This is a genomic window from Pseudarthrobacter siccitolerans, from assembly GCF_030823375.1.
In the GTDB taxonomy this organism is placed as follows: Bacteria; Actinomycetota; Actinomycetes; order Actinomycetales; family Micrococcaceae; genus Arthrobacter; species Arthrobacter siccitolerans_A.
Map to the genome: position 1 here is coordinate 668724 of NZ_JAUSXB010000001.1, position 21100 is coordinate 689823.

At 63.4% G+C, this 21100-nt stretch carries 20 protein-coding genes; 14 read left to right on the plus strand and 6 right to left on the minus strand.

All coding sequences use genetic code 11. From position 1 onward, the window contains the following. The first annotated feature begins 64 nt into the window (after positions 1-64). The 10 genes from QFZ36_RS03225 (at position 65) to QFZ36_RS03270 (ending at position 10434) form a co-directional block, all read left to right on the plus strand. Positions 65-1654, plus strand: a complete 1590-nt coding sequence (locus QFZ36_RS03225) for a DUF4389 domain-containing protein (protein ID WP_306633884.1) — start codon at positions 65-67, stop codon at positions 1652-1654. A gap of 139 nt (positions 1655-1793) precedes the next feature. Further along, entirely contained in the window at positions 1794-1970 is a 177-nt protein-coding gene (locus QFZ36_RS03230) for a CsbD family protein (RefSeq protein ID WP_306633886.1), read from the plus strand. 149 nt (positions 1971-2119) lie between these two features. Continuing rightward, the gene (locus tag QFZ36_RS03235; protein WP_306633888.1) at positions 2120-3004 is read left to right on the plus strand and encodes an HNH endonuclease; all 885 of its coding nucleotides are present in this window, start codon (positions 2120-2122) and stop codon (positions 3002-3004) included. A gap of 10 nt (positions 3005-3014) precedes the next feature. Next, positions 3015-3545, plus strand: coding sequence for a DUF2087 domain-containing protein (locus QFZ36_RS03240; RefSeq protein ID WP_306633890.1), 531 nt, complete (start codon positions 3015-3017; stop codon positions 3543-3545). Between the two features lie 108 nt (positions 3546-3653). Continuing rightward, complete coding sequence (locus tag QFZ36_RS03245) at positions 3654-4676, plus strand: LacI family DNA-binding transcriptional regulator (protein WP_306633892.1); 1023 nt, start codon at positions 3654-3656, stop codon at positions 4674-4676. Positions 4677-4803: 127 nt separating this feature from the next. After that, positions 4804-6099: a sugar ABC transporter substrate-binding protein gene (locus QFZ36_RS03250; RefSeq protein WP_306633894.1), complete on the plus strand. Its 1296-nt coding sequence runs from the start codon at positions 4804-4806 to the stop codon at positions 6097-6099. 76 nt (positions 6100-6175) lie between these two features. Then, positions 6176-7144 (plus strand): carbohydrate ABC transporter permease, encoded by a 969-nt coding sequence (locus QFZ36_RS03255; protein ID WP_306633896.1) that lies wholly within the window; start codon positions 6176-6178, stop codon positions 7142-7144. Position 7145: 1 nt separating this feature from the next. Then, complete coding sequence (locus tag QFZ36_RS03260; protein WP_306633898.1) at positions 7146-8033, plus strand: carbohydrate ABC transporter permease; 888 nt, start codon at positions 7146-7148, stop codon at positions 8031-8033. Between the two features lie 7 nt (positions 8034-8040). Continuing rightward, positions 8041-9588: a glycoside hydrolase family 32 protein gene (locus tag QFZ36_RS03265; RefSeq protein ID WP_306633899.1), complete on the plus strand. Its 1548-nt coding sequence runs from the start codon at positions 8041-8043 to the stop codon at positions 9586-9588. A 165-nt stretch (positions 9589-9753) separates the two neighbouring features. Further along, the gene (locus QFZ36_RS03270; RefSeq protein ID WP_306633901.1) at positions 9754-10434 is read left to right on the plus strand and encodes a response regulator; all 681 of its coding nucleotides are present in this window, start codon (positions 9754-9756) and stop codon (positions 10432-10434) included. 21 nt (positions 10435-10455) lie between these two features. On the opposite strand, the gene QFZ36_RS03275 is transcribed toward QFZ36_RS03270, so the two are convergent. From QFZ36_RS03275 to QFZ36_RS03285, 3 genes are all read right to left on the minus strand, one after another. Continuing rightward, positions 10456-12165 (minus strand): GAF domain-containing sensor histidine kinase, encoded by a 1710-nt coding sequence (locus QFZ36_RS03275; protein ID WP_306633903.1) that lies wholly within the window; start codon positions 12163-12165, stop codon positions 10456-10458. Positions 12166-12360: 195 nt separating this feature from the next. After that, on the minus strand, positions 12361-13179 hold the full coding sequence (locus QFZ36_RS03280) for a hypothetical protein (RefSeq protein ID WP_306633905.1): 819 nt from the start codon (positions 13177-13179) through the stop codon (positions 12361-12363). Between the two features lie 120 nt (positions 13180-13299). Further along, positions 13300-13716, minus strand: a complete 417-nt coding sequence (locus QFZ36_RS03285; protein WP_306633906.1) for a DUF1003 domain-containing protein — start codon at positions 13714-13716, stop codon at positions 13300-13302. A 685-nt stretch (positions 13717-14401) separates the two neighbouring features. Between QFZ36_RS03285 and QFZ36_RS03290 the strand changes: the two genes are divergently transcribed. After that, positions 14402-16270 (plus strand): vWA domain-containing protein, encoded by a 1869-nt coding sequence (locus tag QFZ36_RS03290; RefSeq protein WP_306633907.1) that lies wholly within the window; start codon positions 14402-14404, stop codon positions 16268-16270. On the opposite strand, the gene QFZ36_RS03295 is transcribed toward QFZ36_RS03290, so the two are convergent. From QFZ36_RS03295 to QFZ36_RS03305, 3 genes are all read right to left on the minus strand, one after another. Beyond that, positions 16267-17517: a hypothetical protein gene (locus QFZ36_RS03295; protein WP_306633909.1), complete on the minus strand. Its 1251-nt coding sequence runs from the start codon at positions 17515-17517 to the stop codon at positions 16267-16269. The genes QFZ36_RS03290 and QFZ36_RS03295 overlap by 4 nt on opposite strands. A gap of 137 nt (positions 17518-17654) precedes the next feature. Next, entirely contained in the window at positions 17655-17906 is a 252-nt protein-coding gene (locus QFZ36_RS03300) for a hypothetical protein (RefSeq protein WP_306633911.1), read from the minus strand. A 147-nt stretch (positions 17907-18053) separates the two neighbouring features. Beyond that, a complete protein-coding gene (locus tag QFZ36_RS03305) occupies positions 18054-18302 on the minus strand; it encodes a hypothetical protein (RefSeq protein ID WP_306633913.1) in 249 nt (82 codons plus the stop codon). 165 nt (positions 18303-18467) lie between these two features. Between QFZ36_RS03305 and QFZ36_RS03310 the strand changes: the two genes are divergently transcribed. From QFZ36_RS03310 to QFZ36_RS03320, 3 genes are all read left to right on the plus strand, one after another. Further along, entirely contained in the window at positions 18468-18998 is a 531-nt protein-coding gene (locus QFZ36_RS03310) for a hypothetical protein (protein WP_306633915.1), read from the plus strand. Beyond that, entirely contained in the window at positions 18995-19189 is a 195-nt protein-coding gene (locus QFZ36_RS03315) for a hypothetical protein (protein WP_142037321.1), read from the plus strand. The genes QFZ36_RS03310 and QFZ36_RS03315 overlap by 4 nt, the downstream gene beginning before the upstream one ends. 248 nt (positions 19190-19437) lie before the next feature. Beyond that, positions 19438-20946: an HNH endonuclease signature motif containing protein gene (locus QFZ36_RS03320; RefSeq protein ID WP_306633917.1), complete on the plus strand. Its 1509-nt coding sequence runs from the start codon at positions 19438-19440 to the stop codon at positions 20944-20946. The last annotated feature ends 154 nt before the right edge of the window (positions 20947-21100 follow it).

Consider the following 21100-nt stretch of genomic DNA (forward strand, 5'->3'; position numbering starts at 1 on the left):
GGTTCCGCGGCCTTTCGCTTCTCCGTTGAGGTCTGCCCCTATTCCTCCATCACAGGTTGGCATCATGAAAAAGACCGGTTCAGTAGTAATGCTCATTCTTGGGATCCTCCTATCACTCCTCGGCCTTGCGGCTGTTGCTGGAGGCGCCGTGGCCTCAGTCGTGGGATCGGCGCAGGCAGACGGATACCTCAACTCAGGCACCGCGCGCCTTTCCGTAGGGTCCCTCGCCCTGACCTCGCCCCGGCTTGACGCGATGGGCGAGGGCGCTCCCGCCCGCCTGCCCTTCGATGTCGGAACGCTTCGGCTGCGCGCCACCGCAGTGGATCCCGGCAAGGCCGTCTTCATCGGCATCGCCTCCCAGGCCGACGCCGACCGCTACCTGTCGGGAGTGCACCACTCGGAGCTGCTCGACGTGCAGCGGTCGCCGTTCCGTGCCGAGTACCGCGACATTCCCGGCACCGACGTGCCCACTCCCCCGGCAGAGCAAAAATTCTGGAAGGCGGCCGCATCAGGCCCCGGACAGCAGCAAATTACGTGGAACCTTGCGGCCGGCAGCTGGACGATCGTCCTGATGAACGCGGACGCCAGCCCCGGAGTAGATGCACAATTGCAGGCCGGCTTCCGTTCCGACCTGATTCGACCGGCAGCCGGCGGCCTGCTGGTGGGCGGGATTGCCGCCCTGGTGATCGGGGTGCCGCTGCTGGTGCTGGGAGCCATGGGACTTGGACGGCAAGCCGGCCCGCCTCCCGGCGGTCCCGGGCCGGAAGCGTACGGCAGCCGCAGACCCGGAAATATGCAGAGTTCCGGGGCGGCGATGCCACCGTCGATGCCGCAGAGCTCCGGGGCCATGATCCCACCGGCGATGCCGCCGGGAGTACAGTCGCCCGCGCATCCGCTCGCCGTGCCACCGGCGGACCGGGCCCCTTACCCGGCCCGGCTCGTCGGCGAACTCGATCCGGCCCTGTCACGCTGGATGTGGCTGGTGAAATGGTTCCTGGCCATACCCCACTTCATTGTGCTGTTCTTCCTCTGGTTTGCGTTTGCGGTGACCACCATCGTGGCAGGGTTCGCCATTCTGTTCACCGGCCACTACCCGCGGCCCCTCTTCGACTTCAACGTCGGTGTCCTGCGGTGGAACTGGCGGGTGGCCTTCTATGCCTATGCTGCCGTAGGAACAGACCTCTACCCGCCTTTCACCCTGGCACGGACCAGCTATCCTGCCGACTTCGAGGTCGACTACCCGCAGCGGCTATCCCGCGGACTGGTTCTCATCAAATGGTGGCTCCTGGCGATCCCGCATCTGCTGATTGTTGCGGTGCTGGCGGGAGCGACATGGACCTGGCGGGCGGACGCCGGAGACTTCGGGGCTACATATGAGCGCGGACGCGGCCTGTCCCTCCTGGGTTTGCTGGTCCTCATAGCCGCCGTGGCCCTGCTCTTCACCGGCCGGTACCTGCGGCCGCTGTTCGATCTGATACTTGGCGTCAACCGCTGGATCTACCGCGTCGCGGCTTACACGGCGCTGATGCGGGACGAATACCCGCCGTTCCGGCTTGACCAAGGCCCACGCGAGCTTGCCCGGCCTGAGGACGGCGGCCCGCTCGGTGGAACGCCGCTCCCCTTCGCCGACCCGATAAATGAGGAGCTGAGATGAACACAGTTGGTGCCCTGTGCAGGTAGTCCATACGCCCGAAGAGAATTCCTGAACGTCCATGACTTGAAATCCTCATCCTAAGCATGCTTAGTATGGAGGTGTGGCCGATGAATGGCCGCCAACCAGAGGAGGAAACACCATGGGACTTGGCGACAAAATCGAGAACGCAGCTGAAAAGGCCGGCGGTAAAGGCAAGGAGGCCGCCGGCAGCGCCACGGGTGACGAGAGCCTGCGGACCGAGGGCCAGACAGACCAGGCCAAAGGCGATCTGAAGCAGGCCGGAGAAAAGGTCAAGGACGCCTTCAAGAAAGACTGACCTCGCTGTAGACGGAGGGCGCATCCCGTACGCGGGGTGCGCCCTCCGTCGTGCCGGGCGGCGCGCATCCCCACTAATGCGGGCGTTGATGCACCTTGAAAAACGTCCCGCCGGTCTGCATATAGTCTCAGTAACACGGGAGGTGGGCGGTGGCTGGAGTAATCCTGGGTTGGAGCCCGGGCCGAGGGGACCGCTGGGACTACCGCGCCGCCGTCGAGCAGGTGGCAGAGTCCGGCCGGTCCCTGGACCGATGGACCATTGACCACCACCTCGACATCCTGCCCGAAACAGACGTTTGGCTCCTGCTGCAGGGCAGTAGTGACGCAGGCACCGGCCTGATTGGCCACGGAATAGTGATGTCCGAGTCCTATCAGGCCGTCCGGCCCGGGAAACCCGAAGCCGCCGGCTGGCATGTCAGCATCGCTTTCGACGCGCTGCTCCCCCTGGGCGAACAGATTCGTCCGGACACCCTGTGCGGAGCCGTTCCCGGCATACCCTGGGGCACCGCGATGAGTCTCCCAAGCCTCTCCGTTCCGCTGTCCGCGGAGCCCGGCCTTCGTCAGCTGTGGCGGGAGCAAGGGCCGGCGGCCACCGGGCGCGCCCAGCTGGTTCCGGGAACCTGCCCGCCGGAGGCTGTCACCAGGATTGAGGTGAACCGCTACGAGCGGGATGCCGATGCACGCCGGGTATGCCTGGCATTCCATGGAACGTCCTGCGCAGCCTGCGGGTTCTCCTTCGAAGCTTCCTATGGGGAAGCCGGTACGGATGCCGTTGAGGTGCACCACGCCGTACCGCCGGCGATGCTTGGGAGCGGCTACCAACTGGATCCGGTCGCTGACCTGGTACCGCTTTGTCCCAACTGCCACGCCATGGCCCACCACGGGGTGAGCTCGCCGCGCACTGTCTCAGAGCTCCGGAACATCATCTCCGCCGCCGGACACCTGAAGGGCGAGGTACTCAGCCACCTTTCCCTCGAAGCCCAGGAGGATGCCCGGCGGATCCTCAAGGGCCCCGAAACCTCAGAGACGGGCTAAGGCAAAGAGCATGACCAGGGAAACGAGGTACGGCGGTCCGCACTGGCGCCGCGTGCTGGCCGCCCTGGCCAACAACGACGCCCGGACCGCGTACGCACAAATAGTCCTCGGGGCAAAGCCACCGGAAGTGCTCGCCGGGCTGAAGGATCACCGGCGAAACCGGGCCATTGCCGCCCTGCTTGAGTCGGGGCTATTGGAGCAGAACGCTTCCGGCGAACTGGCGGCACCTGAAGCCATCTTCCGGCAACTTCTTGCCCAGCACCCCCGACGGCAGGCGCAGACCGGAACGGACCGTTTCATGCGGCTGGGGAAGATTGAAAGATATCCGGCGAACATGGCCGAGCGGCGCGAGCTCCTCGCTTGGATTGCGAGCGAGGCAATCGGCCCCGGTGAAAATCTGACGGAAAGGCAGGTCAACGAACGGCTCCTCAGCTATACCGAGGATGTTGTCCTGCTTCGCCGCTACCTGGTGGATTTTGGCCTGCTGGAACGCACAGCCTCAGGTTCCTCCTATTCCCGGCCGGAAGAATCACGGGACTGAAGCACCCGCTGCTCCTTGATCGACCGAACTGCCCCTTGACGGCTGCAAAACGTTTTGCATATAGTGATGCAAGTAACATACAAAACGTTTTGCAAAGGAACGAAGTCAATGGCGACCAAGGTGAACATCCGGGACGTAGCGAAAGCGGCAGGCGTCTCAGTGACCACGGTGTCGCATGCCCTGAGCGAAACGCACAGCTCCCGGGTCAACGCCGGGACCGTTGAGCACATCAAAGCCGTAGCCGGGAACCTTGGCTACGCTCCGAACCGGCTGGCCAGCGGGCTGCGCAACCAGCGCTCCCGGATCCTGGGCCTGGTCAGCGACGAGATCACCACCACCCCCTTCGCGGGCGCCATGATCCAGGGCGCCCAGGACGCCGCCTCCGAACACGGGCACCTGCTGATGGTGGTCAACTCCGGCCTCGACAACGAACTGGAGCGGCAGGAAATCCGGGCGCTGCAGCAGCACCAGGTGGACGGCGTCATCTACGCCCGCATGTACAACCAGCGGGTATCCGTCCCCGGGGAGCTTCAAGGGATGCCGACCATCGTGCTGGACGCCACCTCGGACAACACCGCGCTGTCCTCTGTAGTGCCGGATGAGTTCGGCGCCGGTGAGTCCGCCGCCGAACTCCTGGTCGCGGCGGGCCACCGCCGGATCGCCATGATCAACAATGAGGACGACATCCCCGCCGCCCATGGACGCCTCGAAGGCTTCCGCGCCGGGCTGGCCCGCCACGGCCTGCAACTGCCCGTGAACGGCCTGATAACCAGTAATCCCAGCACCGCCGGCGGGCGGGAAGCGGCACTGAAGCTGCTATCCGCGGCAGAAAGACCCACCGCCCTGTTCTGCTTCAGCGACCAAATGGCCATGGGCGCCTACCAAGCGGCCGGCCACCTTGGCCTGAAGGTTCCGTCCGATGTCTCAATTGTCGGCGTCGACAACCTCGAACTCATCGCAGACGGCCTCTGGCCGGGCCTGTCCACGATGGCCCTCCCCCACTACGAGATGGGCCGGTGGGCTGTCCTGAAACTCCTCGACGAACTCGAGAACCCTGAGGCACCACGGGTGCACCAGAAGGTGGCCTGCCCGCTTGTGAAGCGGGATTCCGTCGCTCCACCGAATAACTGAGCCAGGGCCGTACCTCACCAGGAACAGCCCCGAAAGCTTTCCCAGAAAAAAGGGAACGCAGCCGTTGCAGCGGCCGCGTTCCCAGCAGGACCCCATCAATCACCCTGTCCAAACAGAAAGACTGACCATGAACAAGAAGTTCACGAAGATCCTGGCGACCAGCATAGCCGCAGCCGCCCTCACTGCCACCCTCGCCGGCTGCGGCAAAGGCAGTTCCTCGTCCACAACCGAAAGCCCGAAAGAGATCACCATGTGGACCCACGCCGCCGGAAACCCGGCGGAACTGGCGGCGACCCAGGCGATCGTGGACTCCTATAACAAAAGCAGCGGTGCGAAGGCGCAGATCAAGGTGCAGGCTTTCCCGCAGGAGTCCTACAACGATTCCGTCGTTGGGGCCGCGTCGGCCGGAAACCTCCCTTGTATCGTGGACATTGACGGGCCCAACGTTCCCAACTGGGCGTGGGCGCAATACCTCACGCCCCTGAAACTGTCCGCGGACCTTTCCAAGAACCTCCCCAGCACCGTTGCCAAGTGGCAGGGTGAGACCTATGCCGTTGGGTACGGTGACGTCGCTTTGTCCATGTTTGCCCGCAAATCTGATCTCGCGGCGGCGGGCGTCCGCGCCGCCACGATTGAGAAGCCATGGACGAAGGACGAGTTCCAGGACGCGCTGACCAAACTCAAGGCGCTGGGTAAATGGGATTACCCGTTGGACATGGGTACTGCCGGAACGGGCGAGTGGCTGCCCTATGCGTACTCGCCGTTCCTGCAGTCCTTCGGCGGAGACCTGATCAACCGCAAGGATTACCAGTCGGCCGACGGAGCCCTTAATGGTGACAAGGCCGTCGAATGGGCCAAGTGGTTCCGCGGACTGGCGGATCAGGGCTTTATGGCTACGAAGAGCGGGAAGGATTCCACCCAGGACTTCCTGAACAACAAGAGCGGCATCCTCTACACCGGTTCCTGGGCAGGGGACAAAGCCCGGGAGGCCCTGGGAGATGATCTGGCGGTCATGCCCACGGTGGACCTGGGCAACGGTCCCAAGATCGGCGGAGCTTCCTGGCAGTGGGGCGTCACCAGCGGCTGCAACAATGCGGATGCCGCGATGGACTACCTGTCCTATTCCCTCAAGCCCGAAAACGTGGCTTCGGTCATCAAGGCAACGGGAGGCATCCCCGCCACTAATGAAGCCGCGGCCCTGATCCCTGCTTTCGCCGAGGGCGGCGCCAACCGCATCTTCATGGAATTCTCCCGCAACTACGCCGTGATGCGGCCGGAGACCCCCGCTTACCCCTTCATTGCCACCGAATTCGGCAAGACAACCCAGGACATCCTTGCCGGAGCGGACCCGCAGGGCGCGCTGGACAAGGCAGCCAAGGCGATTGACGCCAACATCAAGTCCAACGGCGGCTACCAGAAATAGCCAGAGATCCGGGGGTACGACGCCGGCCGGCAGGTGCCTCCGTCGTCGTACCCCCGGTCCTGTCAAGGAGACTCCCATGACCCTCAGCCCGCTTCCCACCCGTCCACCGCAGGCCGTTGCGGCTCAAGCCAAGGAAAGCAGCGGTCCTACCCGGCGCCGCCGCCCCCGCCCTGGTTTCCTCCGCGAACAGCTCAGCGGTTGGGGCATGATCGCCCCTGCCGCCGTTCTGCTGCTGTTGTTTGTGTTCCTGCCGGCGATCCTGGGCTTCGGCCTGGCCTTCACCAACGCGCGCCTGGTCTCCCCGCGGCCTGTGGAGTTTGTAGGGGCGGACAACTTTGCCCGGCTCTTCACCGATCCCACATTCTGGCGGGCCCTGCTGAACGTGACGTACTTTGCCGTAGTCGTAGTGCCGGTGCAGTCCGCCCTTGCCCTGGCCATGGCCCTGCTGATCAACAAAAAGTTCCGCGGCGTGAACTTCTTCCGCACCCTCTACTTCCTGCCCGTGGTCACTTCCATGGTGGTGGTGTCACTGCTCTGGATGTTCATGTACCGCCGCGAAGGGCTGATCAACGAACTCCTCTCTACGTTCAGCTTCGGGCTCATCCAGGGCGCCGACTGGCTCAATGATCCCGCCACCGCCATGCCGGCCATCATCGCCCTGTCCATCTGGCAGGCAGCGGGGTTCCACATGATCATCTGGCTGGCCGGACTGCAGAGCATCTCCGGTGAACTGTACGAGGCGTCCCAGCTGGACGGCGCCAGCCGCTGGCACCAGTTCCGCTATGTGACATGGCCGGGCCTGAAACACACCCGCAGCCTGGTGCTGGTCACCATCACCATCCAGGCGCTGGGACTCTTCGACCAGGTCAGCGTTATGACCCAGGGCGGCCCCCTGGATTCCACCACCACCATCATCTACGAGGCAGTCCGGTCCGGATTCAAGCAGCAGGAAACCTCCTACGCCTCGGCCATCTCGCTCGTATTCTTCGTCCTGGTACTGCTGATTTCCGCAGTGCAGCGTTACCTGACCCGAGAGAAGGACTGACATGTTGCCGACCCTCACATCCGCGAAGCTGGGGAGCTTCGGAACCATGGCCGTGCGCATCCTGTTCGCTGCCGTCGCAGTTTTCCCCATCGTGTTCATGCTGGTGTCCTCCCTCAAGCCGGACCAGCAGATTTTCGGTGACATGTCCTCCGTGGCGGCGTTCCTGCCCATCGGGAACATCTCACTCGATAACTACGCCGCGGTGTTCGACCGTGTGCCCGCAGCCCGGTTCATGATCAACTCCATCGGGGTCTCTGCCGTGACGGTGGTGCTGGGCATCTTCATCAACAGCCTGTGCGCCTTCGCGCTCTCCCGCATGCAGGTCCGCGGCAAGCGGATCGTCTTCGGCGCCATCCTGGCCACGCTGATTGTCCCGTTCCAGACCCTCGCCCTGCCGCTGGTGTGGTGGGTCAACCAGCTGCCCTACTTTGAGCTCGACGGCTTCAGCCTGGAGTTCTCCAAGGGCTGGCTGGACACCTACCAGGTTCAGATCATTCCGTTCATCGCCAATGCCTTCTCCATCTACCTGTTCCACCAGTACTTCGAGTCCATTCCCAAGGAACTGGACGAGGCAGCGCGCATCGACGGCGCCGGCTGGTTCAAGATCTACCGCAAGGTGGTCATGCCGCTCTCCGGCCCCGCCACCGCCACCGTGGCGATCCTGACGTTCCTGCCGGCCTGGAACTCCTACCTTTGGCCGCTCATGGTGGTCCAGTCCGAGGAACTGCGGCCTGTGATGATCGGCATCCAGTACTTCTTCCAACTGAACGTCTCCTGGGGCGAGGTCATGGCCTATGCGTCACTGATCACGGTCCCGGTGGTGGTGCTCTTCATCGCCTTCCAGCGTTCTTTCGTCAACAGCATCGCCTCCAGCGGCGTGAAGGGCTAACTGCAACATGAACTCAATCTCGACGGCGGCTGCCGCGCCCGCCGCGGTTGCGGCACCTGCCGCCCTGGCCGTTCCCACAACGGACCGTTTCCGCCCTGAATGGCACTACACCTCCGAGCGCAATTGGCTCAACGATCCCAACGGCCTGGTGTACCTCAACGGCACCTACCACCTCTTCTACCAGCACAACCCCTTCGGGACGGACTGGGGCAACATGTCCTGGGGCCACGCCACCTCCCGGGATCTGGCCCACTGGGAAGAGCAGCCGGTGGCCATCGCCTGCGACGAACACGAAGCCATCTTCTCCGGCTCGGCCGTGATCGACGCGCGCAACACCACCGGCTTCGGCACTGCGGGCACTCCCCCGCTGGTTGCCATCTACACCAGCGCTTACAGCGACGCCTCCCCGCGGGCCGGACGTCAGGCACAATCCCTCGCCTACAGCCTCGATGAAGGCCTGACCTGGACGAAGTACCAGGGCAACCCCGTCCTGGACCGTGCGTCCGCGGACTTCCGCGACCCCAAGGTCTTCTGGTACGACGGCGCCGCCGGCAGTTACTGGGTGATGGTCGCCGTCGAAGCAGTGCAGCGCCAGGCAGTGCTGTACAAGTCCGCCGACCTGAAAACCTGGGAGCACCTGAGCACCTTCGGGCCCGCCAACGCCACCGGCGGAGTATGGGAGTGCCCGGACCTCTTCGAGCTGCCCGTGGACGGGAATCCGGAGGACCGGAAGTGGGTCCTCATCGTGAACATCAATCCCGGTGGCATCGCCGGCGGCTCAGCCGGGCAGTACTTCCTGGGAGCGTTCGACGGCGTGACGTTCCGGTCCGAGCAGACCGTCACCGAGGGCCTCCAACGGGACGACAGCCGGATGCGGGACTACTCCTGGCTGGACTGGGGACGCGACTACTACGCCGCCGTTTCGTTCAGCAACCTGCCGGACGGCCGCCGGATCATGATCGGCTGGATGAACAACTGGGACTATGCCGGCTCCACTCCCACCGGCGGCTGGCGCAGTGCGATGTCCTTGCCCCGGGAAGTCTCACTGGCCCGGGTCAACGGGAAGGTGGTGCTCCGGCAGGTGGCTATCGACCCCATCGGAAAATCAGACCCTGGGAGCTTCCGCGTCGGACCGCAGCGCCTGGCACCGGGCGTTCTGGAACTCCCTGTGACTGCAGCAGTGGCGCGGATTGATGCGGAGTTCGAGCCGGGTACGGCGGGCAGTGTCGGGCTGGTGGTCAGGGCGGGCGGCGCCGAACGTACGCTTCTCACCTATGACGTGGCGGAGGGAATCCTGCGGCTGGACCGCCGGGAGTCGGGGGACGCGGGTTTCCACGAGGCCTTTCCCTCTGTTGAAACCGTGGCCGTGCCGCTGCAGGAAGGACGCCTTCGGCTCCGCATCTACCTTGACCGCTGCTCAGTGGAGGTCTTCGCCCAGGACGGGCTCGCCACCATCACGGACCTGGTGTTTCCCGCTGAGGCGAGCACGGCGCTGGCCGTCTTCGCTGAAGGTGAGGGTGCGCACCTCGTGGCGCTCGCCGTCGTCGGCTGCTAATCCTCCGCCGGCTTTGGCGACACCGGCGCATACCTCACGCCGGCGACACGGACAGCCTCGTGACAAAGGACCCTTGTGCGCCCATCGGGGTTCCCCAAGGATGAGTGGTAAGAGGATTTGCACCGGTCATCCCTACGGGCAGGCCCTGGACCGGGAAGGGTTGGCATGGAATCGGAAGCATTAGCCGGCAATGTTCCGGCGCCGGGCACGGGCATCCGGGTGTTCATCCTCGATGACCACGAGCTTGTCCGGCGCGGGCTCCAGGACCTGCTGGAGAGCGAGGGCTTCGTCGTCGTCGGCATGTCCGGCTCGGCCGCCGAGGCGGTGCGCCGTATTCCAGCCCTTCGCCCGGACGTGGCCGTGCTGGATGCCCGGCTGCCCGACGGAACCGGGATCGAAGTCTGCCGTGATGTCCGCTCCGTCGACCCGAAGCTGAACTGCGTGATCCTGACGAGCTACGACGACGAAGAGGCACTCAGGGGCGCAGTCCTCGCCGGGGCCTCCGGTTACGTTCTCAAAGAGATCGGCGGCATGGATCTGACGGGGGCGCTGCGTCGGGCAGCGCGGGGGGAATCCCTATTCAGCGACGACCTCAAGGCCCGGGTTATCCAGGGACTGGCGAAGCCAGCAAGGGCCGATCCCAAACTGGCTTCGCTGACCCCGCAGGAGCTGCGCGTGTTGGAACTCGTGGGCGAAGGCCTGACGAACCGCCAGATCGGGGAACGCATGCAGTTGGCGGAGAAGACCGTAAAGAACTACGTGTCGTCCCTGCTGGCAAAGCTGGGGTTTGAGCGGCGGACCCAGGCGGCGGTTCATGTCGCCTACAACACCGGACACGGCCAGTAGGCCGCCACCGGATTGGCCAGCCTAGAAGACCGGGGCGGTCCACTCCACTTCGGTACCTTGGCCCGGCGGGCTGTGTATCTCAAAGCTGCCCCCGAGCGCGCGCGCCCTGTGCTCCATATTCGAAAGGCCGTTGCCGGCCCCGGGTATGGAGAAGCCGCCGCCGTCGTCTTCGATGCGGACGGTTAGCCTTCCTTCGCCAACAGCAATCAACACGCGGATGGACGCTGCCCCCGCGTGCCGGACCGCGTTGCTCAGACCTTCCGTGAGAACTGCCAGCACATTGGACGCCGTCGACTCGTCGTGGATGTCGTCGACCGGCCCGGTCATCGTGAGGTGGGGGACGAAGGGCAGCGATTGTGTGGCAGAGCGCACCGTTTGCAGGATGCGGCTGCTGAGCAGCTCCACCTCGCCCGATGATCTGCTCAGGGAATAGATCGTGTTTCGGAGTTCACGGATGGTCTCGTCGAGTTCAGCCGTGACTTTCGCAATCGTCCTGGCCAGGGACTCACTGGAGTTGAAACGCTGGAGGCTCTGGATACTGAGTCCTGCGGCGAACAGCCGCTGGATTACGAGGTCATGGAGATCGCGGGCGATCCGGTCCCGGTCCGTAAACACGGCAAGCTGTTCGCGCATCTGGCGTGCCCGGGCAAGTTCCAGCCCCATTGCGACATGGGAACAGAAGACTGTTCCCATCTCAACATCTGCGGGCCTGAAGGTGCCTTCCGCCCGCTTCCGGAGCAGGACAAGGAGCCCGTGATGGGTGCCGTGGGTACTGAGATCCAGGGCCAGGAGCCTCGCTGGCTTCGCAGCAGCGTCCGGCCCGAGAATTGTCGCAGCGTCTTCAATCACCGCTGCTTTCCCTGTGTCAATAACCGCCCGGATCTCCGGATATGTCAGGGCTAGGAAGCGTCCGGCCCATTCTGAGGACGTTTCCCCCGCGGCTCCTGCCACGTGGAATAACTCGGACGCGTGTTCCTGGACCAGAAGCAGGGCCAACTCCGAAGCGGATTCCCGGAGCGCCCGTCCGGCAATCATGTCCGGTGCCCCTTCCTCGCCCTCCTGCGTGTCCCCGCCCATCATCCTTTTCGTTACTTCCATCGAAGCTTCGAGCCACCGGGTCCTCCGGCGTGAATCGTCGTACAGCCTGGCGTTTTCGATAGCGACGCCGGCGGCCGCGGCAAGTGCCTGGGCCAGGTCCTCATCCTCGTCGGTGAAGTCTCCGCCGCCTTCCTTTTGCGTCAGATAGAGATTGCCGAACACGGAGTCACGCACCCGGATGGGCACGCCCAGGAATGACTTCATGGGCGGATGGTTCTTCGGAAACCCGTAAGCTTCGGGGTGCCGGCTAAGGTCATGGAGCCTGAGCGGCTTGGGATCGCGGATCAACAAACCCAAAACGCCATGCCCGGTGGGCAGGGGGCCAATCTTTCGCCCCGTTTCATCATCGATGCCAACGGTGATGAAGTGGCTCAAAGCATGCTCTTCGTTAATGACTCCCAGCGCTCCAAACCGTGCTCGCAGGAGAGTGCATGCGGAGTTGACCACCCTTTGAAGGACGGCCTCCAGGCTTAGGTCCTCCGCCAGGGCGACGACCGCTTCAAGGAGACCCCGCATCCGTTGCTGGGCATTCAGCAGTTCGCCGGCCTGGTCGACAAAGCCGGTGAGCAGCTCGTCCATCCTGGCTCCGGCGAAGATGGGCCGGTCGCCGGAGGCATGGATTGGCTCGCCCATCGCGCAGCCTCTCAAGGAAGATTCCAGCCGGACCGTCATGCCAGTTGGTGCCGTGGGATACAGAGTACCTTTGTCACGAAGGTTGAACTAGGGCGCGGCGGCTTCTGGAGGCTGCAGGCGCCGGATATTGACTCCGCAGGGCGGCGTCAGTGAGGAACCGGGTGAAGAATCGGTTCGTAGCACGCTCCCTGGCCTTCACTTCTTCGCAGCCAGGGCGGGTAAAGGTGACGGCTGAAGGTCCAGGCGTGCCAGATGCAGGGCGCCGAGGACGGCGAAAAACATGGAGAGAGCCAGTGACGTCCAAAAAGCGGCGGTGTTGAAGTCGAGATCCCAGAGGGGCTTCACCAATTCGCCGAGTGCCAGGGAAAAGATGAGTGTGAATCCCAGGACGTACATCGCCGGCAGCAGGAGCAGGCCCAAGGGATGGACCCTATAAGTCAGCACCGCCAGCAGCAGGAACGCCGGCATGATGAAGCAGAGCTCAAGAATGTAGATGGAATACAAGGAGTCAATCTGGTTGCCGGTGCTCATTAAAGGCAGGAGCATGGCAATCCACAGCGGGTAGAAGATCATCGGTTGCAGGAGGGCCCCGCTGGCCGAAGCGATACGAAGCGCCCCGGGAAGGCCCGGCACGTGGGTGTTCCGTCGCAGGCAGAATCCGGCGCTGACCAGCGCCCAGAACGTAAGCGTAAAAATGGCCATGTACAGGAGATACAGCCCGTTGTACGCCCGTTCGATGACATAGATTCCGTAGGCGTAAAAAAGGTAACCGAGCAGCCCCAGCTGCAGGATCTGCCCCTTTGGCCGGCCATCCCGGCTCGTCCAGGCAAGGAGAATCAACGCAACCGAAACAACCGCTGAAATGAGGTCCTGGGCGTAGGCGCCGGGTAACAGCTCAGGGGAAACGATGCGGGAGTAGATGCCGGGAACAGCTACGCCTGTGACTGCTGCCGAAAGCGCCAAGATGCCGATAAGCACCCAGAGAAGCCTGTGGCGGCCAAGGTTCGTGATCACACTGCATCCGTCCTCCTGAATGAGGGCCCACTCAACCACGCCAGCACCCTTGCCAATAGGGCCTTTGGTCACTGCTGCTCTCAGCCGGCACAGGTACCTGCTACGCGGGAAGCGTCACCCTTACACCCTGCCGATGCCCTGGGCCAGCGACTGAAGTTCACGGAGGATCAGAAGCTGTTGTTCATTGATCTTCGTGAGTTCTTCGATTTCACTCTTCGCCTCCATATCCGTGTCGTAGTCGTGCTGGGCCATGGCAGAAGCGATGGCATCCTGGCGTTTGGCTGCGATCAGCAGAATGGCGCCCTGAAGACCAGCCAGCATCGATAGAAACAGGTTCAGCAGGATGTAGGGGTAGGGGTCCCATGCCCGGCTGGCCATCGCGAAGGTGTTGACGGTGGCCCACAGGACCATAAAGAGGATGAATCCCCCGACGAAGGGCCAGCTGCCCATGCCGTTTCGCAGGTAGTCGGCCGCCCGCTCTCCCCTGGTCAGTGAAGACTTGTGCCGGGTATGCCACGTGACGTTCTGCTCATTCATGATTCAGGGTAACCCGTTGAGCCTCCTGCCTTCCTTGCTCCGGTCTGGTGGAACGTGTGCAGGTTGGACCCTGCAAAAGTCCCGGGCAGGCGTTCTGTCAACAACGCCTCAGGATGCAGGTACTCCGCGCTCCCACGCCGGGTATCTGAGTAGTCAGCACCCCACGAAACGAGTAGGACGTCCTTCCGGACTCGCACCTACACTTGAGCATGGATACGATCCCGGCAATGATGCTGATTTTTGCTGCGGCTTTCGCCTGGCTGGGATTGACAGTATTCGTACTCCTCCGGTTGCGGCGCCGCAGGCATGGTTCCTCATTGGTAGCTTCGGCTCCCGATTCCCCGGAGGGCCGCAGCCATGCCCACAGGCCCTGGCGCCGCATCCGCAGGGCCACGGACCGGACGTCCGCAAATGGGCACAAACTGAGCGTCAGGAGGATCCGCGGGTGAAGGCTCCTGCGGATTGAGCACGGGAACCTGGCCAGGACCCGAACCCTGAAAATTCAATCAAGTATCTGAATCACAACACTCACATGACGCCCGTCGGGGTTATCCTCAAAATGCGTATCCAGTTGTGGGGGGCATCCGGGCGGGGGGCTAGGCGCACCCGCGGTGTAACTGCCGCGGGCCAGTTTCATAATTTGCGTTCATACCGGGAAACCGGGCGGATTTCAAAGGAAACGAACATGGGCCGCCGACACGCTGCATCTGACTTGAGCTATCCGCGCTGGATCTGGCTGGCCGCGGCGGCCACCGTGGCACTTCTTATTGTTGGCGGCGCTTTCCTGCTGCGGGCGGTGATCTTCCCCGGCGGTTCAGGCGAGGGCGGCACTTCAGCCGGGAATGGCGGCACACCTTCAGAAGGCGAACCTCTGGCGCAGGACTCTCCTGCCGCCGTCGCCGGCGCCTCTCCCTGTATACCCTTGAACATCCTCACCTCGCTGGAAAACGCCGAGATGGTCCGGGCCCTGGCATCCGAATATACGGCGAGACCCCGCAGCGTGGACGGCAAATGTGTGACGCCAACGGTGATGCAGGAAAAATCGGGACTCGCTGCCCGCAAGGTTGCTGCGCAGTTCCCCGGTGTTCCGGCAGGCGACAGGCCCTCCATCTGGCTGCCGGACTCCTCCGCGTGGTTACGAATCGCAAGGGAAGGCGCCAGCGGAAGCCCTGTCCCGCAGGAGGGAATGAGCCTCGCCCGCAGTGCGATCGTCGTGGCGATGCCGGCGACGATGACCCAAGCCCTGGGCTGGGACAACAATCCGCCGTCGTGGTCCGACGTCTTCAAAATGGCCAGGGACCAGGACGTCTGGGAGCGCCTCGGCCATGGCGACTGGGGGAAATTCAAGTTCGGCAAGGCCAGTCCGCTCATCTCGACGTCGGGCTTAATGGCGCTTGCTGCTTCCTACGGTGCCGCCGGCGGCAGCGTAGGCGGGCTGGACGACATGGACCTGGACGCACCGTCCCTGCTGGAGAAGGTGCGCGCCGTGGAACTGGGCACCAGCCACTACATGGCCACGCCCGAGCATTTTCTGTGGCATGCCAGGGAGGCTGACAACGCCGGGAAGGTCTCCGAATTTCTCTCCGCCGTCATCGTGGACGAAAAATCTGTTTGGGACTACAACCGGGGGGTGGTCAGCGAAGACGGAAAAACGAAGAAATCCGGTCCCGCGCCCAAGGAGCCCCTCGACGCCATTTACCCCAACGACGGCGTGCACGTGGCGGACAACCCGGCAGTGACCCTTGACGGGGACTGGGTGGGCAGCCAACAGCGCCAGGCGGCCCAGGATTTTCTCGCGTTCGCAGTGACGGAACAGGGCCAACACGTGGTCCAGGCATCCGGGTACCGGTCCATCCAGGGCAAGCTGGATGCTGGGGTGGCGAAAACCGGACCGTACGCTGAGACGCTCCAGCCGCTGCCACTGCCCAAGGCGGAGGCACTTGTTGCCATGCAGGACAGCTTCCCCGAAGTCCGCAAGCGGGCCCGGGCCTTGTTCCTGCTTGATGTCTCGGAGTCCATGGTGCAGGAACCCGGGGTGACCAAGCTGCAACGTGCCAAGGACGCAGTTATCAAGGCACTGGACCATTTCACAGGCGAGGATGAAGTTGGGCTCGCCGCTTTCTCCCATGTGGGCGACGGCCCCCTGGAGCCGGGCATCGTGAGCCCGGTAGCCCCCTTCAAGACCAATAAACAGGACCTCATCGCCAAGCTCAATGAGCTCAAGTCCGTGGAGGCTACGCCTCTGTTCGAGGCGGTGAGCCGCTTCGCGGGCGATCAAGCCAAGGACTACAAAGACGCCTACATCAACACCATCGTGCTTCTGAGCGACGGCAAGAACGATACCCGCCACCCCGGAGACCTCGGCGGGCTCTCCGAACAGTTGAGCCATCAGAACCACTCGACGCCGGTGCTTGTTTTTACGCTCGCATACGGACCCGACGCCGACGTCCCCACTCTGCTGGAAATCGCCAGGGCCAGCGGTGCGCACTACTACGACGCCACGGATCCGACGAGGCTCGAAGAGGTGCTCGGCGAACTGGTGACCAGCTTCTAGGAAAGAACCAGGCTTCCCAAGTCCGCCGCGTCCACTTCATTGCCGTCGACTGATTCTTCGAGACCCAGCTCTGCCAGCAGAGGTGGATAGTCAAAAGTATCTGCGACGCAGCGGACCAGCACCGGGGGCACCCGGAAATGGGTGTCAATGGTCAGCAGCCCAAGCTCCGCAAGTTCCTCGAGCCGGCCCATGGCCACCTTGGTCAGCATCTCGGCTGCCGCCTTCTCCTCTTCGGGGGCCTGGTCGGGGGCAGCCAAAACACGTTCCACCAACGGCGCTTCCGGCCTGGCCGCCGCCAGCAGGACCGATACCTGCAGGGCGGCGATGGTCTGCTCCCAAGGCTCTTCGGGATCGAGCCGGAGCACGGTCTGGTTCAGGAAACACGTGGTGAACAAGATGAACTCATCCAGCTGCTCCGCAACGCCGCCGCTCAGGAATTGTCCGGAATCCTCGAAGGGCACTACCTTCGTCGGCTTAATCTCAATCAGCTCCGCGGCCTCGAGAGCGGCCCATATCTCGGCCAGCAGGGGCACCTCGTACATGCTTCGCACGGTGAGGACATCGCCGGCCGGATCCGCCTTCTTTGTACTGCCCTTGGCCTGCAGGCCGACGCAGGCAGCCGCCTCCTCGATGTCCCGCAGACGAAGGGCGCCAGTTCCGGTAACGGGCTTCCCGTCACCGATCCACCGGAGCAATGCTGTTGCTTTCCGGATCAGAGGCAGTTCGGCGAAAGCTTCCAGTGCTTGCTCCTCGGGAATGTCCGGAATCTCTATGGACTCCTGTCCAGTGTCGCCGTCGGCGAGGCTGTCGAAGAAGTCCAGCGCTTCGGCCAACTGCTCCGCCGTCCCCGTCCACCGGCCGGTTTCAGACAGAAACTCGAGGTAGCTGTGGACAGAGTCAACGATAAGAGCAGCCTGTTCTGCCTCCACGGTTTCGGGGCCCTGGGCACTCACGGTGGCGGTAACTTCCTCCGCGACAGCGTTGGCCAAGCGGGCAGGATCGAGGTTTGTCACGTCCGCGGCAGCTGTAGCCTCCAGATAACGGCTGACGGTGGGTTCAATCAGCTTCAGATACTGCAGGGCGGCAGCGCCCGCTCCGGGCGCGCCGTCGTCGAACCACTGGACATAGGCTGGCGCCAAGGCATCCAACGCCCGGGCGGCACGGTAAGAACTGAGGGAGACCGGTCCTGGGCGGCGTTTTCCCGCCGACCCCTTGTCCTGGCGCCGGTTCTTGCTGTTCTTGCCCAAGGAGTACCTAACTGCTGGAGAATACTTGCCGGAACGACGCTACTGATTTCGACGGCGCCATGCCACTTTCGAGAGCTCCCTGGCTCCGGAAGTCCTTCCGGCCCCGACCGCAGGAGCCCGCCCGTCCAGGGGCCAAGTCACCGTCCGCCGAGGATGGCCGTCAGCACCTGGCCGCCGGTGGCCAGGGCGGTGAAGGTGCCGTTGGTCTGCGCCATGAAGGGTTTGAATTTCAAGGGATAAACCTTGCCGATGACAGGAACAGGATCGGTTTCCGGAGGCACGGAGGCTATGTCAACATGCCAGTTCGGTTCGTTGCGAAGGTCCGCGACGTATTGCAATACCTCGGCAACTCCCCGGTCTATGACCACGCTCTCTGCAGACTTGACCAAAGTGAACTCCTGAAATCCCGAGCTGGCTTAGGCCGGTCTTTACCGTCATCATTGTCGGTCATGTTGGACGGGCCAAGACTATTCCCCTCGCCGTGTCTGTCGATGGGCACCGGATCATTCGGCTAGTCCAGCATGGTTGGTGTGTTCCTAGCGAACAGGTGCCCCTACCAGGACTTCACGATAGTGCGCGGGCAAACGCACGATCTCGAGTTCCGAGCTGTCCAGAAGACGGCGGCTCCCCGTCAACGTGTCCAGGATCCAGAACAGTCCATGCTGCGGGGCGATCTCCGAGACCGGTCCGCGGTGGACCAGAGTGTTCCCATAGAACGCTTCGATGGCGTCTCCTGGTGAGAGTTCATCACAAGAACCGATAACCGCCTGCTCCTTGCTGATCATGACATCTTCCTTTCCTTTGTCGCACTGCTCTCAAGCCCAATGGTGCTCGCGCAAGGTTGCGTCCACATGTCTTCAAGATGATGTTTCGCCGACGTCCTGTAGATAGGCCCGCTCAGACTGGGGCGTCCTCGCGGTTGGTGCCCTTTCCGCGCCTATGCTGGTCGAGTGACTCCTGCTCCCTCCCCCAGCGCGCTCGACGTGGTAGTCCACTCGGGGCCGGCCGAGTGGTGGGCGATCCTCGCCGGGCTGGGACCCTTGGCCGTTCTCATCGCTGCGGTGCTGGCTTTCTACATCAACTGGCGCACGCTTAAGCAGCGCACCGCGGCCGACAAAACTGCCTTGAACCAGAAACGTGAAGCCGATGCCCAGGCCTTGACGCAGAAAACTGCAGCCGACAGCCGGGCGGAATGGTGGCGGCGAACCCAGTGGGCGCTGGACCGGGCATTGGACGGCGATGAAGGAACGAAGGCCTTGGGACTGGCAACACTTGAAGTTCTCGCCCGCAGCGAGCTCGCGCGCGACGAGGAGCTCGAGTTGTTTGATATCGCCTGGAAAAGCGTCTCGGGTGATGAGAACGGGGACGACATTGCGGACGAAGGTGACTTTGACCCGGAAGGGCCGTTCGTGGACGCCGCTGACAACTTAGGCGAGAATGGAACGACGGATAAAGACAAAGCCAAGGAGGTTGGACCATGAGTGCAGCGTCGTCTGAACATCGGTTTGTCCATACTCCCCGGAACACCCCTGCGAAGCCGGTCAAGAAGAACGCCACCCCCGCCGAGCATCGTGTCCAGGTGGCAGCCGCCAGACTGCGAGTGACGCTCGACGAGCGCCTCGGCCGCGAAACACCGGCCAAGACGAAGGCGCTGGCCAAAGAACCTATCTAGGATGCCGCACGGGAGGACCCGTTCATCGGGCAGATACAGTCTTCGGCCCTTCCGCTTCATCGTCGTCGCGTGCTTCCGCCAGGCCCAGTTCTGCCAGCGCTTGTTGCTGCGCGGGGTATAGATCTAAAACTGGGAAACACGCGAAACGCCCGGGCATTGACCTTTCAGCATCGAGTTCCGGGACTCTTTTCCGACGGCCGACTGGCCAGCTGACAGAAATTGTCAGACCCCCTTGTGATGATTGTTTTATGGGGAAAGCAGCGGTGGCGAAGGCGTTTGAGGACATCAAGTCCTCCCTTGCTGTGCTCAATGCCGAGGTGGATGAGTGTGGTTCAGAGCCGTTTTCGGCTGCTGATCCGCTGGCCGGACTGGCGGATGGGTGCCTGGACATTCTTGCCGGGGCGCGGGTGGCGGAGGCCGGGTTCGCGGGTTTGAAGGCCCGGGCTGCCGTGAAGTATGCAGACACCGCCGAGGCCATAGCGCCGGACGCGCCGGTTCAGGCGCAGGAAATGGCCGTCGCCGCGGAAATCGGCTGCCTCCTGGCCCTCGGTACCCGGGCAGCGGGTGCGTTCCTGGCCGCATCCCACACCCTGTGCAAGGAGTTGCCGCCCACCCTTTCGGCATTGCAGTCCGGGACGATTACCTGGTCTCATGCCCTGGTCGTGGTGGATGAAACGGCCAGCCTTGACCCCGCCGGTGCGGCGGCACTGGAAGCCCACTTCCTTGACCCGGAGGTACCGAAGCCAGCCAAAGCGGCAACCATCGGGGAGATGCCCGCCTACAGGTTCCGGACCAAAGCAAGGACTTGGCGGGAGCGCCACCACGCCGAATCCATTGAGAAGCGCCATGCCAGGGGTGTGGCAGACCGGCGGGTCGAATACCGGCCGGATCAGGATGGCATGGCTTGGCTCTCCGCCTACCTGCCCGCGGACCAGGCCTCGGCAATCTGGAACAGGCTCACCACCGCCGCCCGGGGATTACAGGGACCAGAAGAGACCCGGACCCTCACCCAGTTGCGGACGGACCTGTATGGTGGGTGGCTCCTGGGCGGTACCGCCAGCCCCGGAACCACCCGTTTCGGAACCGGTGACACTATGGGTGCAGGAATTGATACGGGCCTGTCGTCGTCGATCCGGGCCCAAGTGCTCGTCACCGTTCCGGTGTTTTCCCTGATGGGCCTGACCGACGAGCCGGCCATGCTCGACGGCTATGGCCCGGTCCCGCCGTCGATGGCACGCCAACTCGTCGCCGACGGGGCCGCTTCGTTTTACCGGGTCCTGGTGGACCCGAGGGACGGGGCGCCGCTGGAGATCGGCCGGACAAAGTACCGGATCAGTCAGGCCATGCGGAACTGGCTTAGGTTGCGGGATGGCAAATGCCCCTTTCCGGGATGCAGCAACAATTCGCTCGACAACGAAGCCGACCACATCCTCACCTGGCACCAGGGCGGCACTACCGGGATATCGAATCTGGGACAGCCCTGCCCCAAACACCACAAGCTACGGCACACCAGCGGCTGGAAACCCACCCCGGCCACCAAAACCGCACCACCCGGCTGGACCTCACCTACCGGCAGGCACTACAAAAGCGAACACCAGGACTGGGAACCACCAGAATGGCCAGGGCAACTGCCACCGAAATGGAAAACAGGCGCGCAGAAGCCACAACCAGTGCCCGGTGATCCTCCAGACTTTGTCTACATCGGGCTCTCCCCGGGAGAAGACGGTATAGCGCGGTTCCTCCACAGCCGCTCCTAGCGAACCCGGAATCTATGAGCTCCGGACCGCCATGAGCTCCTCGATGACTGCTTGCCCGGGCACGCGCTGCCCGAGGCGGATAGGTGTGTGTTCGGCGGTCATGACCGGTTGCTCGCATGTCGCATGAACCAGAGATTAGGGCCCTCTGTCCTCG

What these genes read in the sequence shown, in the direction of transcription:
- QFZ36_RS03265 (WP_306633899.1), top strand. Translation starts at nt 8,041, where the DNA reads ATGAACTCAATCTCGACGGCGGCTGCCGCGCCCGCCGCGGTTGCGGCA.
- QFZ36_RS03260 (WP_306633898.1), top strand. Translation starts at nt 7,146, where the DNA reads ATGTTGCCGACCCTCACATCCGCGAAGCTGGGGAGCTTCGGAACCATG.
- QFZ36_RS03225 (WP_306633884.1), top strand. Translation starts at nt 65, where the DNA reads ATGAAAAAGACCGGTTCAGTAGTAATGCTCATTCTTGGGATCCTCCTA.
- QFZ36_RS03320 (WP_306633917.1), top strand. Translation starts at nt 19,438, where the DNA reads ATGGGGAAAGCAGCGGTGGCGAAGGCGTTTGAGGACATCAAGTCCTCC.
- QFZ36_RS03315 (WP_142037321.1), top strand. Translation starts at nt 18,995, where the DNA reads ATGAGTGCAGCGTCGTCTGAACATCGGTTTGTCCATACTCCCCGGAAC.
- QFZ36_RS03230 (WP_306633886.1), top strand. Translation starts at nt 1,794, where the DNA reads ATGGGACTTGGCGACAAAATCGAGAACGCAGCTGAAAAGGCCGGCGGT.
- QFZ36_RS03245 (WP_306633892.1), top strand. Translation starts at nt 3,654, where the DNA reads ATGGCGACCAAGGTGAACATCCGGGACGTAGCGAAAGCGGCAGGCGTC.
- QFZ36_RS03305 (WP_306633913.1), bottom strand. Translation starts at nt 18,302, where the DNA reads ATGATCAGCAAGGAGCAGGCGGTTATCGGTTCTTGTGATGAACTCTCA.
- QFZ36_RS03290 (WP_306633907.1), top strand. Translation starts at nt 14,402, where the DNA reads ATGGGCCGCCGACACGCTGCATCTGACTTGAGCTATCCGCGCTGGATC.
- QFZ36_RS03240 (WP_306633890.1), top strand. Translation starts at nt 3,015, where the DNA reads ATGACCAGGGAAACGAGGTACGGCGGTCCGCACTGGCGCCGCGTGCTG.
- QFZ36_RS03275 (WP_306633903.1), bottom strand. Translation starts at nt 12,165, where the DNA reads ATGGGCGAGCCAATCCATGCCTCCGGCGACCGGCCCATCTTCGCCGGA.
- QFZ36_RS03285 (WP_306633906.1), bottom strand. Translation starts at nt 13,716, where the DNA reads ATGAATGAGCAGAACGTCACGTGGCATACCCGGCACAAGTCTTCACTG.
- QFZ36_RS03255 (WP_306633896.1), top strand. Translation starts at nt 6,176, where the DNA reads ATGACCCTCAGCCCGCTTCCCACCCGTCCACCGCAGGCCGTTGCGGCT.
- QFZ36_RS03270 (WP_306633901.1), top strand. Translation starts at nt 9,754, where the DNA reads ATGGAATCGGAAGCATTAGCCGGCAATGTTCCGGCGCCGGGCACGGGC.
- QFZ36_RS03250 (WP_306633894.1), top strand. Translation starts at nt 4,804, where the DNA reads ATGAACAAGAAGTTCACGAAGATCCTGGCGACCAGCATAGCCGCAGCC.